This window comes from Variovorax sp. CCNWLW225 (genome assembly GCF_037204045.1).
In the GTDB taxonomy this organism is placed as follows: Bacteria; Pseudomonadota; Gammaproteobacteria; order Burkholderiales; family Burkholderiaceae_C; genus Variovorax.
Genome location: NZ_JBBCBV010000005.1, coordinates 38,034 through 53,670, shown reverse-complemented (window position 1 = coordinate 53,670; position 15,637 = coordinate 38,034). Strand labels below are relative to the sequence as shown.

The 15,637-nt window shown below is 66.0% G+C and carries 16 protein-coding genes; 7 read left to right on the top strand and 9 right to left on the bottom strand.

The features are described from left to right. Positions 1-82: 82 nt before the first annotated feature. Positions 83-502, top strand: coding sequence for a PaaI family thioesterase (locus V9L20_RS11615; RefSeq protein WP_337296714.1), 420 nt, complete (start codon positions 83-85; stop codon positions 500-502). Here V9L20_RS11615 and V9L20_RS11610 read toward each other — a convergent pair. Beyond that, a complete protein-coding gene (locus V9L20_RS11610; protein WP_337296713.1) occupies positions 438-1,670 on the bottom strand; it encodes an acyltransferase family protein in 1,233 nt (410 codons plus the stop codon). The two genes, V9L20_RS11615 and V9L20_RS11610, sit on opposite strands and share 65 nt — an antisense overlap. Before the next feature lie 161 nt (positions 1,671-1,831). Between V9L20_RS11610 and V9L20_RS11605 the strand changes: the two genes are divergently transcribed. The 4 genes from V9L20_RS11605 to V9L20_RS11590 all read left to right on the top strand — a co-directional run bounded on the left by V9L20_RS11605 (position 1,832) and on the right by V9L20_RS11590 (position 6,331). Further along, the gene (locus V9L20_RS11605; RefSeq protein ID WP_337296712.1) at positions 1,832-2,731 is read left to right on the top strand and encodes a LytTR family DNA-binding domain-containing protein; all 900 of its coding nucleotides are present in this window, start codon (positions 1,832-1,834) and stop codon (positions 2,729-2,731) included. A gap of 179 nt (positions 2,732-2,910) precedes the next feature. Continuing rightward, on the top strand, positions 2,911-4,113 hold the full coding sequence (locus tag V9L20_RS11600) for an ammonium transporter (RefSeq protein WP_337296711.1): 1,203 nt from the start codon (positions 2,911-2,913) through the stop codon (positions 4,111-4,113). A 73-nt stretch (positions 4,114-4,186) separates the two neighbouring features. Continuing rightward, complete coding sequence (locus V9L20_RS11595; RefSeq protein WP_337296710.1) at positions 4,187-5,317, top strand: Fic family protein; 1,131 nt, start codon at positions 4,187-4,189, stop codon at positions 5,315-5,317. A 78-nt stretch (positions 5,318-5,395) separates the two neighbouring features. After that, a complete protein-coding gene (locus tag V9L20_RS11590) occupies positions 5,396-6,331 on the top strand; it encodes a succinylglutamate desuccinylase/aspartoacylase domain-containing protein (protein WP_337296709.1) in 936 nt (311 codons plus the stop codon). 5 nt (positions 6,332-6,336) lie between these two features. Here the strand turns inward: V9L20_RS11590 and V9L20_RS11585 are convergent, their stop codons facing one another. The 4 genes from V9L20_RS11585 to V9L20_RS11570 form a co-directional block, all read right to left on the bottom strand. Further along, positions 6,337-7,284: a restriction endonuclease gene (locus V9L20_RS11585; protein WP_337296708.1), complete on the bottom strand. Its 948-nt coding sequence runs from the start codon at positions 7,282-7,284 to the stop codon at positions 6,337-6,339. 68 nt (positions 7,285-7,352) lie between these two features. Next, positions 7,353-8,267 (bottom strand): peptidoglycan DD-metalloendopeptidase family protein, encoded by a 915-nt coding sequence (locus V9L20_RS11580; protein ID WP_337296707.1) that lies wholly within the window; start codon positions 8,265-8,267, stop codon positions 7,353-7,355. Between the two features lie 42 nt (positions 8,268-8,309). Beyond that, the gene (locus V9L20_RS11575) at positions 8,310-8,846 is read right to left on the bottom strand and encodes a pseudouridine synthase (protein ID WP_337296874.1); all 537 of its coding nucleotides are present in this window, start codon (positions 8,844-8,846) and stop codon (positions 8,310-8,312) included. After that, positions 8,846-10,660, bottom strand: coding sequence for a glutamine--tRNA ligase/YqeY domain fusion protein (locus tag V9L20_RS11570; RefSeq protein WP_337296706.1), 1,815 nt, complete (start codon positions 10,658-10,660; stop codon positions 8,846-8,848). Before V9L20_RS11570 ends, V9L20_RS11575 begins: the two co-directional genes overlap by 1 nt. A 134-nt stretch (positions 10,661-10,794) precedes the next feature. On the opposite strand from V9L20_RS11570, the gene V9L20_RS11565 reads away from it, so the two are divergent. Further along, positions 10,795-11,145, top strand: coding sequence for a hypothetical protein (locus V9L20_RS11565; protein WP_258501455.1), 351 nt, complete (start codon positions 10,795-10,797; stop codon positions 11,143-11,145). A gap of 94 nt (positions 11,146-11,239) precedes the next feature. On the opposite strand, the gene V9L20_RS11560 is transcribed toward V9L20_RS11565, so the two are convergent. The 4 genes from V9L20_RS11560 to V9L20_RS11545 all read right to left on the bottom strand — a co-directional run bounded on the left by V9L20_RS11560 (position 11,240) and on the right by V9L20_RS11545 (position 14,049). Next, positions 11,240-12,079, bottom strand: a complete 840-nt coding sequence (locus tag V9L20_RS11560) for a LytR/AlgR family response regulator transcription factor (protein WP_337296705.1) — start codon at positions 12,077-12,079, stop codon at positions 11,240-11,242. Beyond that, positions 12,076-13,173, bottom strand: a complete 1,098-nt coding sequence (locus tag V9L20_RS11555; protein ID WP_337296704.1) for a sensor histidine kinase — start codon at positions 13,171-13,173, stop codon at positions 12,076-12,078. Before V9L20_RS11555 ends, V9L20_RS11560 begins: the two co-directional genes overlap by 4 nt. Next, on the bottom strand, positions 13,170-13,463 hold the full coding sequence (locus V9L20_RS11550) for a 2TM domain-containing protein (protein ID WP_337296703.1): 294 nt from the start codon (positions 13,461-13,463) through the stop codon (positions 13,170-13,172). The genes V9L20_RS11555 and V9L20_RS11550 overlap by 4 nt, the downstream gene beginning before the upstream one ends. Before the next feature lie 64 nt (positions 13,464-13,527). Beyond that, complete coding sequence (locus V9L20_RS11545) at positions 13,528-14,049, bottom strand: DUF6622 family protein (RefSeq protein ID WP_337296702.1); 522 nt, start codon at positions 14,047-14,049, stop codon at positions 13,528-13,530. 229 nt (positions 14,050-14,278) lie between these two features. Between V9L20_RS11545 and V9L20_RS11540 the strand changes: the two genes are divergently transcribed. Further along, positions 14,279-15,613 (top strand): efflux RND transporter periplasmic adaptor subunit, encoded by a 1,335-nt coding sequence (locus V9L20_RS11540; protein WP_337296701.1) that lies wholly within the window; start codon positions 14,279-14,281, stop codon positions 15,611-15,613. Positions 15,614-15,637 lie beyond the last annotated feature (24 nt).

Here is a 15,637-nt window from a genome sequence, read left to right as displayed (position 1 = left end):
GCGCGACGGCGCGCAGCGGAGCCGCTTCGTAGAGTGGCTTTTCCGTTTTCGACGCTTCATCCTTCTTCTCTGAAAGACAGCCATGCTCGACACCATTCAGGCCATCAACAAGACCGCCGCCTTCAATCGCTGGGCCGGCTTCGAAGTGACCCGGGCCGCCGCCGGCGAAGCCGAACTGCGCATGGAATGGCGCGAGGAGGACATGGGCCAGTACGCCGGGTTTCTGCACGCGGGGCTCATCGGCGCAATGCTCGACACGGCCTGCGGCTTTGCGGCGTCGACCGTGGCGGGCCGGGTGCTGGCATCGCACTTTTCGGTGAACTGCCTCTCGCCCGCGCTGGGCCGCGCCTTCATTGCGAGGGGCAAGGTCGTGAAGGCAGGCCGCAAGCAGGTGTTCACCACCGCCGAGCTCTACGGTCAGGGCGAAGGCGACAGTCTCAAGCTCGTGGCGACCGGGAGTGCCATCCTGGTTCCGGTGGACGGGGCTCTGCCGGTGAAGTAATTTCTGACTTGCCAGCGATGCGCCGGAGCTTGAGCCCGAACAGCGGCCGCAGCCAGTTGAAGCGGCGGATCAGCCCGTCGGTGAGTGCCCAGCAGCCGGCGATGGTCAGCGCGACCAGCAGCGTTGGCTCCAGCACCGGGCCCAGGGCAAAAGGGGCCAGCAACGCAATGCCCGCGATGATCAGCGTCTGGTGCAGCACGTACCACGGGTACACCGACTCGTTGGCCCAGCGTAGCCACGGCCAAGGCCTGTTCAGGTAGCGGTGGCCGTGGCCCAGGATGGTGGCGACCGCCAGCCACAGGTAGAGCATGCGCAGTGTGTCCATCACCACGCCCGAAGGCGGGCCTTTCGCGCCGAGCCGCAGCACGATGAAAGCCGCAATCGCCGCCGCGGCCAGCGCGAGCGACACGCGGCGCACGCGCGCCAGCTCGCGCCACACGCCGGTGTCCGCGCCCATCCAGTAGCCGTACAAAAACACGGTGAAGAAGATGCTGTGCAGGTAGAAGTCGCGAATCAGGTTGTGCGTCGGCGGAAAGTGCCGGGCCAGCAGCATCGTCCAGAGCAATAAAGGAAGCGCCGGCAGCCACAGCAGCTTCCAGCCGCGCAGCCCGTTGAAGCTGCGGCGCATCCACTGGCCCGCGCGCGAGCGCCACAGCGGCAGCGTCAGCGCGATGAGCGCCGTGTACGTGAACAGATAGGGCAGGTACCAAAGATGGTTCCAGGTAATGCCGAACTCCGCGCCGGCGAACGCCTGCTTGGGCCATGGGTCGTTCATGGGCAGGTAGCGCAGCAAGAAGGCGCCGAAGCCCGGCGCCACCAGTCCGCTGGCCACGCCTTCGGCATAGGCCTGGTAGGGCACGATCACCGCCATGCCGAAGACCAGCGGCAGCAGTAACCGGGCGCCGCGGCTGCGCAGCAACTGCCAGGTGCCTTGATTGCGGCTCAAAAAACCCAGCGATACGCCCGAGATCAGGAACACCAGGTCCATGCGCCAGAGGTTGAGCACGCGCATCGGCCACTGCAGCCATTCGCCCGCATGCGGGCTCTTCAGGTGCCAGGGCCAGTCGGCCACGTAGTACATCGCCACGTGGTACAGGATGACGAGCAGGAAGGCCAGCGCGCGCAGCGCATCGATGTCGTGCCGGCGATCGGCTGCGGGTGCAGGCATCGAAACTCCTCGGATGACGCAACAGAGAAGCCGCCATGGTCGTGTCCAGCCGCCGCCGGCAGCGCACCAAAGGGACGGATCGCGCCTTGTTTGTGACGAGCGGTGCCCACCAGGGACGAAATTCGCCCGCCGGTGCGCGGATCATCGCGAGAATCCCGGGCATGGGAGCCTCCCGAAAGAACCTGTACGAGCGCTACGAGCCCATCCGCCGCTGGGTGGAAGTGGGCTTCTGGGTCGTCTTCATGGCGCTGCAGGCGGTCTTCAACACCACCGTGGCGCTGATCGATGCGCGTGACCGCGCGGTGCCCCGCGCCGCCTGGGAGATCGTGACCTGGGAGGTGTCCAGCCACTTGGTGCTGCTGGCGCTGGTGCCGGCGGTGGTCGCCGTCCAGCGCAGGCTGTCGCCGCTCGCGCGCACGCACCTGCTGCGCTACCTGGCCTGGCACCTGGCTGCCAGCGTCGTCTTCAGCCTGGTGCACGTGGCCGCGATGTTCGCGCTGCGGGCCATGGTCTATTCGGCCATGGGCGAGCGCTACGACTTCGCGGGCTGGACGGGGCGCTGGGGCTACGAATACCTGAAGGACGTGCGCGCGTACCTGTCGATGGTGTTCGGCATCTGGGTCTACGGCGTCTTCATGCTGCGACTGCAGGGCGAGGCGCGCGTGCTCGACCCGCCCGAGGCGGCGCCCGCCGAGCCTGACGTGCATCAACCGGCGCCGCCTGCGCAGCCCTCGCGGCCCGAGCGCTTTCTGGTGCGCAAGCTGCGGCGCGAATTTCTGATTGCCGCCGACGACATCGACTGGCTCCAGGCCGAAGGCAACTACGTCGGCCTGCACGTCAACGGCCACGACTACCTGCTGCGCGCCACGCTCACCGACTTTCTGACCCAGCTCGACCCCGCCCGATTCGTGCGCGTGCACCGCAGCCACGCGGTCAACCTGGGGCGCATCAAGGAGATAGAGCCGCTCGACGGTGGCGACGCCCGGCTGCACATGCACGATGGATCCACCGTGCCGTGCAGCCGGCGTTACCGCGATGTGCTGCGTGCGGGCTTGAGCTGAGCGGCGATAGCTTGTTCGTGCGTCCTGTTCCGGTGCAGCTTCTGCACTGGGAACGCTCATTCAGCGCGTTTGCGCACCATGAAAGAGCCCTCAGGCACCATTTTTGCTTCCTTGGGGCGCTGCCCCGAGCAATTCGGGTGCAATGCACCAATTCAAATCAAAAACTGCAAGAAGCTCCCATGGACGCACTCAAACAGGGCGCAGATGCGCTGTTCATCCTTCTCGGCGCCATCATGGTCTTTGCCATGCATGCCGGCTTTGCCTTTCTGGAATTGGGCACCGTGCGCAAGAAGAACCAGGTCAATGCGCTGGTCAAGATCCTGGTCGATTTCTCGGTCTCGACAGTCGTGTACTTCCTCGTCGGCTATGGCGTGGCCTATGGCACCCACTTCTTTGTGGGCGCGACCGAGCTGGCGGCCAAGAGCGGCTACGAGCTGGTGAAGTTCTTCTTTCTGCTGACCTTTGCCGCGGCCATTCCGGCCATTATTTCGGGCGGCATTGCCGAGCGCGCCAAGTTCTGGCCGCAGCTCATTGCCACGGCGGTCATCGTCGGCCTTGTCTATCCGCTGTACGAGGGCATTGCGTGGAACAAGGCATTCGGCATCCAGGAGTGGATTGCCTCGGCCACCGGCCACGAGTTTCATGACTTTGCCGGGTCGGTGGTGGTGCACGCGGTGGGCGGCTGGCTCGCGTTGCCCGCCGTGCTGCTGCTGGGCGCGCGCCGCAACCGCTACCGGGGCGACGGATCGCTGAGCGCGCATCCGCCCTCGAACATTCCTTTTCTGGCGCTCGGCGCGTGGATCCTGTGCGCGGGCTGGTTCGGCTTCAACGTGATGAGCGCGCAGACCATCGACAAGATTTCCGGGCTCGTGGCCGTCAATTCGCTCATGGCCATGGTGGGCGGCACGCTGGTGGCGCTGGCCATGGGCAAGAACGACCCTGGCTTTGTGTACAACGGCCCGCTCGCCGGGCTGGTGGCCGTGTGCGCCGGCTCCGACCTGATGCATCCGCTGGGCGCGCTGGTGGTGGGTGGCGTGGCCGGCGGCATCTTCGTCTTCATGTTCACGCTCACGCAGAACAAGTGGAAGATCGACGACGTGCTCGGCGTATGGCCGCTGCACGGCCTGTGCGGCACCTGGGGCGGCATTGCGGCCGGCATCTTCGGCACGCAGGCGCTGGGCGGTATCGGCGGGGTGAACGTGTGGGCGCAGCTCATCGGCACCTTGATGGGCGTGGCGTGGGCTGCTCTTGCGGGCGCGGCGGTGTACGGCGTGCTCAAGGCCGCGATGGGCCTGCGGCTCACGCAGGAAGAGGAATACGACGGCGCGGACCTGTCGATCCATCACATTTCGGCAACGCCGGAGCGCGAGGTGAACTGGTAAGCGAAGCCGGGCTGAAGCGTATTTTCGGCAAATACGCTTCAAATATGAAGCGTATTTGCCTAGAATGCGCTTCATGTGGATCTGGCAAGCCAAAAAATGGCCGCGCTTTGAAGTCGACGCGCAGGCACTGCAACCGGCGCTGTCGGCTGCGCGCCTTGCACAGGGGCGCATGCTGGGCGTGGCGGGCAACCTTCAACTCGTCGACCTGAGCGAACTCCAACTTGGCGAGTGGACGCAAGAAGCCATCTCTACCGCCCAGATCGAGGGCGAAACACTCCAGGTCAATTCGGTGCGCGCTTCGGCGGCCCGGCGGCTTGGGCTCACGCCAACCGATCGCATGCCAAGAGATGCGCGTACGGAAGCCACGCTCGACATTGTTGAAGCAGCCGTTGCGCGTTGGGATGAGCCACTTTCAGAAGAGCGACTTCTCGATTGGCACGCTGCGCTTTTCCCGAACGGACGAAGCGGCATCACACGCATCGTGACGGGTGGCTACCGTGTCCACGCAGACCCCATGCAGATCGTCACCCCGCGCATCGGCAAGCCGGATACGGTGCACTATGAAGCGCCGCCTTCACGCGATGTGCCGGCTCAGATGAGAGCGTTGCTCGAATGGTTCGAGCACAGTCGGGAGCAGCCCGCAATGGACGGCATCGTGCGCAGCGCCATCGCGCACTTGTGGTTCGAAACCATCCATCCATTCGAAGATGGCAATGGCCGGATCGGCCGCGCTCTGAGCGACTTGGCGCTGGCGCAGGATCTCCGCAGTAGCCAGCGTCTCTTCAGCATGTCTCAGCAGCTATGGCTCGACCGCGCGGGTTACTACAACCAATTGCAGGCCGCCAGTGCCCAGGAAAGCATGGATGTCACACCGTGGGTGCGCTGGTTTGTCGGCTGTGTTGAAAAGGCGTGCCTCGCAACGCTGGCCCAGATCCAGGCTGCGGGCGCCAAGGCTGGCTTCTGGGCACTTCTGGACACTGCGCATCCGCAACTCACGCCGAGCCAGCGCAAGGTGTTGAACAAGCTCTATGACGCCGGGCCCGACGGATTTCTTGGTGGCATGAGCACGGAGAAATATGTGGCTATCGCAGGTGTGTCGCGCGCCACTGCCTATCGGGAGCTGACCGAAATGGTGGCATCGGGCTTGCTCGAAAGAACAGGGCAGGGCAAAGCAACCCGGTACGCACTTGTTCGCCCGATGTAGCTGGGCTAGCACAGGAGCAAAAAAGCGCCGCCTGTAGCAAACTCGCCCGACCCCTCCGCTTGAATATTCACACAGCCAATGACCCAAACGCCCCCCGCCTTCGAAGTTCTCCCCCGCGACATCTCCGCCTACCGCAAGGGCAACATCGGTATCGACTACGTGCACCGCTTCGAATCCGGCAAGCCCGGGCCGCACGTGCTGATCAACGCGCTCACGCACGGCAACGAAATCTGCGGCATGACTGCCGCCACGCACCTGCTCGACACCAACGTGCGCCCCAAGATCGGCACGCTCACCGTGAGCTTTGCCAACGTGGAGGCGTACGAGTCGTTCAACGAGGCGCTGCCCTCCGACAGCCGCCAGCTGGTGCATAACCTCAACCGCATCTGGTCGCCCGAATGGCTTGACGGCCCCGAAGACAGCCCCGAGTTGCGCCGCGCCCGCGTGCTGCGCCCGGTGGTGAGCGCGGCCGACCACATCCTGGACATTCACTCCACCAGCCAGCCTGTGGTTCCGTTCTGGGTGTACCCGGCCTATGAGCGCAATGCCGAAGCGGCACTCGCCCTCGGCCGCCCCCCGGTGCACCTGGTCATGCCCGACGGCCTGGGCTCCGGCACGCCGCTGATCCAGCATGGCCGCCACGGCCAGCCCGATGGCAAGGGCGTGGCGCTGGTCGCCGAATGCGGCCAGCACTTCCTGCGCTCAGCGTCAGAGCTGGCCATCGCCATTTCGCTCGACTTTCTGGCGCACTTCGGCCTCATCGACAAAGACCCGGCTGTGCCCGCGCCCGGCCCGCAGCGCCGCTTCGAGCTGCTGCAAACGCACATCATCAAGTCGGAAGAGTTTGCGTTCGTGCGCCCGCTGATCGGCTTCGAGACCTTTGCCAAGGGCGAGCTGATTGCCACCAACGGCCCGGACGAGATTCGCGCGCCATGCGATGAGTGCACGATCTTCATGCCCGCGCAGCACGTGATCGTGGGGCGCGAGGCGGTGTATCTGACGAAGCCGATCTGAGGCAGTTACGCGGCGGACGTTTTCGACTTCGGAATCGTCCTGCCGCGGCACTTGGGGAAGTTGGCGCAGCCCCAGAAGCTGCCTTCGCTCTTGGTCGACGATCTCTCCACCATCTTGGTGCCGCAGCTTGCGCAAGTAGGCCGCCAATATTCGCCTTCGTAGGCCACGGCAAGCAATGCAGCTTGCTGCTCGGGCGTGCGCTGGCCGATCAATTCGAGCAGGGCGGCGCCATCTTGCGCATGGATGCCATTGGCCTTGGCAAACGCCTTGGCGTCGGCAGAGAAAGCCCCGCTCGTGACGTAAGTGCCGCTCTTCATCTGATGCGAGGCCATCACGCCGAAGAACTCCCGCATTTCCTTCACCCCCACCACTTTGCCTTGCCAGTGCTTGCATTGAACGATGCGCGGCACGTCGCTGTGTTTGGATTGGAGCCAGATGTCGACGCCGCCGTCCGCACCGTGCGATTGGCTGCGCGTAGTAAATCCTGCTTGCGCATAGAGCGCTTCGCACAGGGCCTCGAAGCGGCGCCATTCGATGGCTGCGAGTACGGCTGGGCTCCAGCGTTGCGTGTGCTGCGGCGCGGGTTCTGCGGGAGAGCGGCTTGGCTGGGAAGGCATTGACGCAAATACAGGCTCGCGTTTTGCGGCGCCAGAAGGTGGTGGTGTGGGCTGCGTCACCTTGGCAATAGTTGGCTGTTGTGCAGCGCGCTTCACCTCAGGGAGCGCCGCCTTGCGTGCGACGAAGTAATGCAGTGCCAGCAGCACCGCTCCGAGCGCCAGCGCTGCCCAGCCGGCCGGTCGAAGTGCGGGGCCGACGGTCCCGATGATCGAGCCCTGCATGAAGCTCGGTCCCACCAGCAGCAGAACGCCGACGATGATCACCGTCCAGCCCTTGCCCGCCAGTTCTTTTCGTGCGCGCTCCCGGCGTCGCTCGGCTCTTGTTTGCTTGGCCATTGCCCACCCCTGTTTTTGAGTGGCGCGAGTTTATGAGGAGAGCGGAATTCCGGCCTCAGGGTGAGTACTCAAGCCGCAATGAATAGCGCCGGATCCACCATCGCCCGGTTCAGCATCACCGACCAGTGCAGATGCGGCCCCGTCACCCGCCCCGTGGCTCCCACGGCCGCAAGTTGCTCGCCGGTCTTCAGCACATCGCCCACCTTCACGTCGACGCGGCTCAGGTGGCAATACATCGTCAGCAGGCCGCCGCCGTGGTCGAGCCATACGGTGCCGCCGTTGAAAAAGTAGTCACCCGTATCGATCACCCGCCCCGGCAGCGGCGCCAGCACGGGCGTGCCGGTGCCGGCCGCGATGTCCATGCCGCTGTGCGGATTGCGCGACTGGCCGTTGAACACGCGGCGCAGGCCGAACGAACTGGAGCGGCGGCCCGGCACGGGGACGCGCATCTGCAGCGAGGCATCGGGCCGCAGATCGGTGAACGTGGCCATCACGGTCGCCAAGTGCGCGCGTTCGCGCTCGTAGCGCGCCTCGTCTTCTGGCGAGAGATCGACGGTGCGCGGCGGCACGGTCAGGCGCTGCTCGCGGTATTGCTTGGGCTCCACGGTGTAGGCGATCTGTTTTTCTGCACCGCTTTCGGGGCGAACAAAGATGGTTGCGTCGCCTGGCGTGGCCGCAAGCGGAATGCCCACCAGCGCCGTCCACTCGATGGCGTCGCCCAGCACAAGCAATGGGACATCGCCTGAAAAGGCGGCCGGTCGCTTGGCACTCGGGCCGAGCGACAGGCGTGCGACGCCGCCGGGCACCTGAGACGCGTGCGGCCAGACGTCGGGGCGCTGTTGCTTTGGCTTCGCAGGGGGCGCGGCGCTGACATGCGTTGCAACAGGCAGCGCCAGCAGGCCCAGCGTGCCGAGCAATGCGCGGCGGCGATTCAGCAGAGTGGGCGAGAGGAGATCGGAGAAATGGGAGCTGTTGCTGCGCATAAGAGATCGAATGAATGAAAGGTGTGCCGTGGCGCCGCTGCGCTACTCCGCCCAGGCGCCGGGCGCCAGTCCGTCCAGCGTGTGCGGCCCGATGGCAGCGCGAATCAGGCGCAGGGTGGGGAGCCCCACGGCAGCGGTCATGCGCCGCACCTGGCGGTTGCGGCCTTCGCTGATCGCCAGCTCCAGCCATGCGGTGGGAATGCTCTTGCGTTCCCTGATGGGCGGCTGCCGCACCCACACATCGGGCGGTGGATCGAGCAGACGCGCGCGGGCTGGCCGCGTGAGGCCATCGTTGAGTTGCACGCCTTCGCGCAGCGCGGCCAGCGCCTCCTCGGTGGGCACGCCTTCCACCTGCACCCAATAGGTTTTCTCCATCTTGAAGCGCGGATCGGCAATGCGCGCCTGGAGTTGGCCGTCATCGGTGAGAAGCAGCAGGCCTTCGCTGTCGGCATCGAGGCGGCCGGCGACGTAGACGCCGGGAATGTCGATGAAGTCTTTCAGCCCGCGCCAGCGACCCTCTGGCGTGAACTGGCTGAGCACGCCATAGGGCTTGTTGAAGCGGATGAGGCGAGACGGAATTACTTGCCCCAGCTGTCCCGCATGCCCGCGGCGCGATTGAACACCGGCTTGCCGTCGGCACTCGCCTTGGTGTCGCGCACGAAGTACCCATGTCGCTCGAACTGGATGCCGACGCCGGGCTCGGCCTTTGCCAACGAAGGCTCTACATAGGCCGTGCAAGCTTCGAGGCTGGCCTTGTTCAGCTCGTCCATCAGCTCGCCGCTGCCCGGGTTGGCCGCCGCAAACAGCCGCTCATACAAGCGCACTTCGGCCTGCACGGCGTCCGCTGCAGCCACCCAGGTGATGTTGCCCTTCACCTTGATGGCGTCGGCGCCGGGTGTGCCGCTCTTGGTGTCGGGCACCAGCGTGGCCTGCACTTCAATGAGCTTGCCGCTCGCGTCCTTGGTGCCGCCGGTGCATTCGATGACATGGCCGTATTTGAGCCGCACCTTGTTGCCGGGGAACAGGCGGAAGAAGCCCTTGGGCTGCACTTCCTCGTAGTCGGTGCGTTCGATCCACACCTCGCGGCCGAGCTTGAACTCGCGCTTGCCCATTTCGGGGTGATGCGGGTGCACGGGAGCCGAGCAGTCGTCGAGTACCTCGTCGCCACCCATGAGTTCGCCCCAGTTGGTAATGACCAGCTTCACGGGGTCGAGCACGGCCATGGCGCGCGGCGCGATGGGGTCGAGGGTGTCGCGCAGCGCGGCTTCGAGGCTGGCGTAGTCGATCCAGCCGCCGGACTTGGTGGTGCCGCTGCGTTCGCAGAACAGCCGCAGTGCCTCGGGCGTGTAGCCGCGGCGGCGCAGGCCCGCTAGGGTGGGCATGCGGGGGTCGTCCCAGCCGTCGACGTGCTTTTCTTCGACCAACTGGCGCAGCTTGCGCTTGCTGGTGAGCACGTGGGTGACGTTCAGGCGCGCAAATTCATACTGGCGCGGATGCGGGCTCGCGATGAGGCCGCCTTCGGCCAGGCGGTCGAGCAGCCAGTCGTAGAAGGGGCGCTGGTCTTCGAACTCCAGCGTGCAGATGGAGTGGGTGATCTGCTCCAGCGCGTCTTCGATTGGGTGCGCAAAGGTGTACATCGGGTAGATGCACCACGTATCGCCGGTGTTGTGGTGCGTTGCGCGCCGTATGCGGTACAGCGCGGGGTCGCGCATGTTGATGTTGGGGCTCGCCATGTCGATCTTGGCGCGCAGGATGGCGGCGCCGTCGGGCAATTGGCCGTCACGCATGGCGCGAAAGCGGGCGAGGTTTTCTTCCACGCTGCGGCTGCGGAAGGGGCTGTCGGTGCCGGGCGTGTTGAAGTCGCCGCGGTTGGCGCGGATTTCCTCGGCGCTTTGCTCGTCCACATAGGCCAGGCCGGCGCCAATCAGGTATTCGGCAGCGCGGTACATGAAGTCGAAGTAGTCGCTCGCAAAATACTCGTGCGGCTGCAGGGTGCCCGGGGCGCTGGGGCGGTCTGCCAGGTAGGTTTCGTAACCGAGCCACTTGACCGCGTCGCGGATGGAATCGACGTATTCCTGCTCTTCCTTCTCCGGGTTGGTGTCGTCGAAGCGCAGGTGGCACACGCCGCCGTATTCCTTGGCCAGCTCGAAGTTGAGCCAGATGCTCTTGGCATGGCCGATGTGCAGGTAGCCATTGGGCTCGGGTGGAAAGCGCATGCGAACCTTCGCCGGGTCGGGCATGCCTTGGGCGTGATGGGCGGCGTCGCCGGGCGAGCCACCCCACTTGCGGCCAGAATAGGCACCCTGCGCAAGGTCGTTTTCGATCACGTGGCGCAAGAAATTACTCGGTGCAGCGGCCGTTTTCGCGCTGTCTTTGTCGGTCGGGGAGGTCATTGCGGCATTCTAGAGGGCACCCCCTCCCGGTTACTTTTGGCAACGTTCTTCACATTACGGCGGGCAACCGCTTTGCATTTGGCGCGTTCAATACCTACATGGGCGGAAACGCCCCAACCAGGAGTTCAAAGATCATGAGCCTCACACGTTCAACCTTCTTCAAATGGGCCGCCGCGGGTGTCGTGGCAGCCGGCGCTTTGTTTGCGGCCACTTCGGCCAGTGCCCGCGGCGACGTGAGCTGGTCTGTGGGCGTGGGCCTTCCGGGCGTGTCCGTGGGCGTTGGCGCTCCGGCCTACTACCCGGCCCCGGTTTATGCAGCCCCGGCGCCTGTGTATTACGCGCCGCCGCCTCCGGTGTACTACCGTCCGCCGCCGCCGGTGTATTACCGCCCGGCACCGGTGTACTACGCTCCCCCGGCGTATTACGCACCGCGTGGCTACTACCGCGGTCATGGGCACGGCCACGGCCATCGCCACTGGCGTTAAGCCATAGCGCCTTCAAGGCGCGATTCGCAAAGTCAAAAAAAGCCGGCTCCCTTGAAGGGGAGTCGGCTTTTTTATGCGCGTTCGACTGTCGATTTCACATGGCGCGAAAGAGGTGGCCGTAAAGCCGGCTGACAGGAATTTTTTCGGGCCGGCCCCTCAGGTCCAGGTGCAGCTTGCCGGCCTCGTCGCGGTGCACGGCCTCGATGGCCGCACTGCGCACCACCACCGCGCGGTGCACCTGCCAGAAGACCTCGGGGTCGAGCTGGGTCAGCAGCTGCTTCAGCGGCGTGCGGATCAGGTATTCATGCCTGGCGGTCAGCACGCGGATGTACTTGTCGGCCGCCTCGAAGTACAGCACTTCGTCGATTGGAACCATGCGCACGGTGCTTCCACCGGCTTCGCTGGCGGCAATCATCTTCAGCGGGGTGGCGGAGGCGGGCGGCGGCGATCCGCCGTTACCCGCAGCGGCAAGCACCTGGCGCCACTGCGCAAGGGTTCTCTCCAGGGCCTCGTCGGCAACGGCCGAAGCCGGGTTGGCCTGTTGCTGCGCCGCCAACGCCTGCCGGAGCCGCAGCACGGTCTTGCGCAGGCGCTCGGGCTGCACCGGCTTGAGCACATAGTCGATGGCCTGGGTCTCGAAGGCGCGGGCGGCATATTCGTCGTAGGCCGTCACGAAGACGAGTTGCGGCATGGGCGCCTCGTCGGTGGGCCAGCGGTCGGCCAGTTCGGCCGCGGCACCCAGGCCGTCGAGGCCCGGCATGCGAATGTCGAAGAACAGCACCTGGGGTAGCAGCCGCAGCGCCTCGCGCACGGCGCTGCGGCCATCGCCCGCGGTGGCAAGCACCTGCAGCTCGGGCCACGCTGCGGCCAGTTCGGCCTTGAGGGCGTGGGCGAGCAGGGGCTCGTCTTCGGCAATGAGGGCGGTGGGTTTCATGCGGCTGTGGGCAAGGGAAAACTGAGCGTGGTGCGGGTTCCGCCCGCGGGCGCGGCGGCCAGGCTCATGCGGCCCTGGTCGCCGTACATGGTGGCAAGCCGTTCGCGCACCTGTTCGAGCCCGAAGCCGCTGCCTTCGCCGCCTTCGTCACCGTCGATCGGCGAGGGCCGGGCCACGTCGAGGCCGACACCGGTGTCGCTCACTTCGATGACCAGGCGGCCCGCGTCCTGCCACGCGCGCACAACGATCTTGCCGCCCTCCACCTTGGGCTCGAGCCCGTGGCGAATGCTGTTTTCAACCAGCGGCTGCAAGAGCAGCGGCGGCACCGGCGTGTCGCGCAAATCTTCGGGCAGATCGAGCGTGTAGCGCAGGCGGGCGCCCATTCGAACCGACATCAGCTCGAGGTAATCGGCCAGCCGTTCGAACTCGGCCGACAGCGGATGCGCAAGAGCGCGCGAGCCGCTGAGCGTCATGCGCAGGTAGTTGTTGAGGCGGTCGAGCATGGCCACGGCGCGCGGCGGGTCGGCCGTGATCAGCACGCGCAGGTTGGCCAGCGTGTTGAAGAGCATGTGCGGCTCGAGTTGCGTTTCGAGCAGCTTGAGCCGCGCTTCCGTGGCGTTGCGCTGCGCCACATTGAGCTGGCCCTGCATGTGCCGGCTCTTGCCAAGGCTGTAGAAGAAGTAAGAGATGCCGGCGGTGGCTGCCAGCGTGATGGCGATGGTGGAAACCATCTTCGCCTGGCCCAGCTTGTAGAACGCGAACAGCGGACGGCCGCTCCATGCATCGCCGATGGCCTGGCCGGCGAAAAAGCCGATGGTGACGCTCACCGCCACCAGCACGACGCCGCGAACACCGCGCGGCCAGCGGATGGGCTCTTGCCCGCTCAGCAGCAGCCGGCCCACGTCGATGAGCAACCAGCTGATGAGCCCGATGGACAGCGAATAGACGAGCTGTTCGCTCCAGGGGCCGCCGCCCGATGCGGCGATGGCCGCCGCGATCACGCAGCAGCAGGCCGCGGTGATGAGGCCATGCCGCAGCAGGTCGCGCAGGTTTTCTGCCAGAGAGACGACCCGTGGAGCGGGAGCAGGCGTCAAGAATTGCCTCCATGCAGCGCGCGTCGTTCGCGCTCCACCAGCCGGTCATAAAAACTGCCGCCCGGCGCAATGAACCAGATGACCGCGCCGTGGATCAGCAGGCCCAGGCCCCAGCCCATGAGCGGATAGATCGCCCAGGTGTGCCCGCGCGATGCGGAAAGCGCCACCAGCCCGAGGTTGACCAGCACGTAGACCAGGGCATGGATGTACCAGCCCATCTTGGCGCCGGCACGGCGGCGGGCGAGTTTTTCGACGTCGCGGGAGGACGGGTTGGCTTGTGTGGTGTTCATGACGGTTCTCCAAAAAACGAATGGGTCGAATGGTCTGGGGCAGTCGATGAATCGGCTGGCGATCTTAGGCCGCACGGGCCTGCACGGCCATGGCGTCGGTGCGGAGGGCCAGCTTCCAGAGCCGCACGGCGCGCGCCGCGAAGATGCCGCTGAAGGCGCCGTACAGCATCGGGATTGCAGCGGCAAAGCTGGCCTGCTGGCGCAGTTCAGGGTGCATGGCGAGGGACACGCCCACCGCGGACTTGGTGAAGAAGATGCCCATCATCAGCACCAGCGGCACGGCGCTCCCGGCCACATGAAACTTGCGAGCGTCGCGGTCATAGCGCGTGGTGGCGGGCAGGGGCTGCTGAAGCACCACCAGCACCAGCGCGGCGGCGGCCACGGCCCAGCCGAGCAGGGCACCCGGCGAATCGCCGAAGGCCGAGATCACGCCCGCCAGCGAAAGGCCGGTCATGGCAACGGGCATCACCGTCACCTTGGCCAGGCTGACTTGGCCGGTCAGCAACTGCCTGCAGCCAAGCCACAGGAGCAGCGCAAAAACGGCAAAGACCCACTTCGGGGTATGAAGAATGATCTGCAGCAGCATGGCGTTTCTCCTGGGTGAAAAGATGATTCGATGGGCCGGACTGTGCCGGCGCATGCGAGCCCGGGCCATGGGTCTGCGACGAAATGCGGGCCGGGCGCGCGGAATGCCGCCCAGGGGCGCGAAACGCGCCGTTTTCCGAAGCTTTACCGATGCTTTACGGTTCATAAGACAGGAGCGCTACGATCCAGCGCTCCACTAGCGGCCGTACTTGCGCATTGCCACACCACACATGGAATCACCGAACTCCGAGCCTTCTTCCGGCGATTCGCCTGCTGTTCAACCGGTACACCCCGCCTCGTCCCCGCCGCCCCGGCCGCCTTCGCGCCGCCGGCTCTGGCTTGGCAGCCTGATTGCGCTGCTGTTATTGCTGCTGCTGGGAGGCGGCGCCTGGTACCTCATCAACCGCAAGACCAGCTCCGCCGGCGGGCCGGGCTTCGGCGGCGCCACCGTTACCGTTGGCAATGCGCTGGCGCGCGAGATCGAGCTGCCGGTGACCATCGACGCGCTCGGCACGGTCACGCCGCTCGCAACCATCACGCTGAGGGCGCAAGTGGGCGGGGTGCTCACCGAGGTGCTGTTCACCGAAGGGCAAACCGTTGCCAAGAACCAGCTGCTCGCGCGCATCGACCCAAGGCCCTACGAGCAGGCGCTCATGCAGGCACGCGGCACGCGCCAGCGCGACGAGGCGCAGCTCGAGGCCGCGCGCGTCACCCTGGCGCGCTACCGCACGCTGCTGACGCAAGACTCCATCGCCCGGCAAGACGTGGACACCCAGGCCGCGCTGGTCCGGCAGCTCGAAGGCACGGTCACCACCGACCTGGCCGCCGAAGCCGCCGCCAAGCTGAACCTCGACTACACCCGCATCACCGCGCCAGTGGCCGGCCGCATCGGCCTGCGCGCGGTGGACGCGGGCAACACCGTCACAGCCAATGCAACGACGGGCATTGCGGTCATCACGCAGATGAACCCGATCGACGTGCAGTTCTCGGTGCCGCAAGATCGCGTGCCCGACATCCAGACGCAGCTTGCCAAGGGCGAGCCGCTGCCGGTTACCGCGTTCGACCGCACCCGCGCGGCAACGCTCGACACGGGCACCTTCTCCACGCTCGACAACGTGGTCGACACCACCACCGGCACGGTCAAGGCCAAGGCCCGCTTCGGCAATGCGCAGACCACGCTGTTCCCGAGCCAGTTCGTCAACGTGCAGATGCTGCTGCGCAAGGTGCGCGCGGTGGTGGTACCGGTCACGGCGGTGCGCACCGGCCCCAATGGCGACTACGTGTATGTCATCAACCAGGACCGCACCGTCTCGATGCGCCAGGTGAAGCGCGGCGAGGCGAATGTCGATGTGGTCGCCATCACTTCAGGCCTGCAGGCCGGCGAGAACGTGGTGACCGAAGGCGGCGACCGCATCAAGGACGGCGCCGTTGTTCAGCTGCAGGGCGAGCGCCCGGCCATGGGCCCGCGCGGCGGCGCCTCGGGGCCCCGCGGTGCGGCATCGGGCCCGCGCGGAGAGCGCGGCGAAGGCGGTGGAGAGCGGCGGCGCCAGCGCCCGCCGCAATGAAGAGCATCGGCATCAACCCACGGA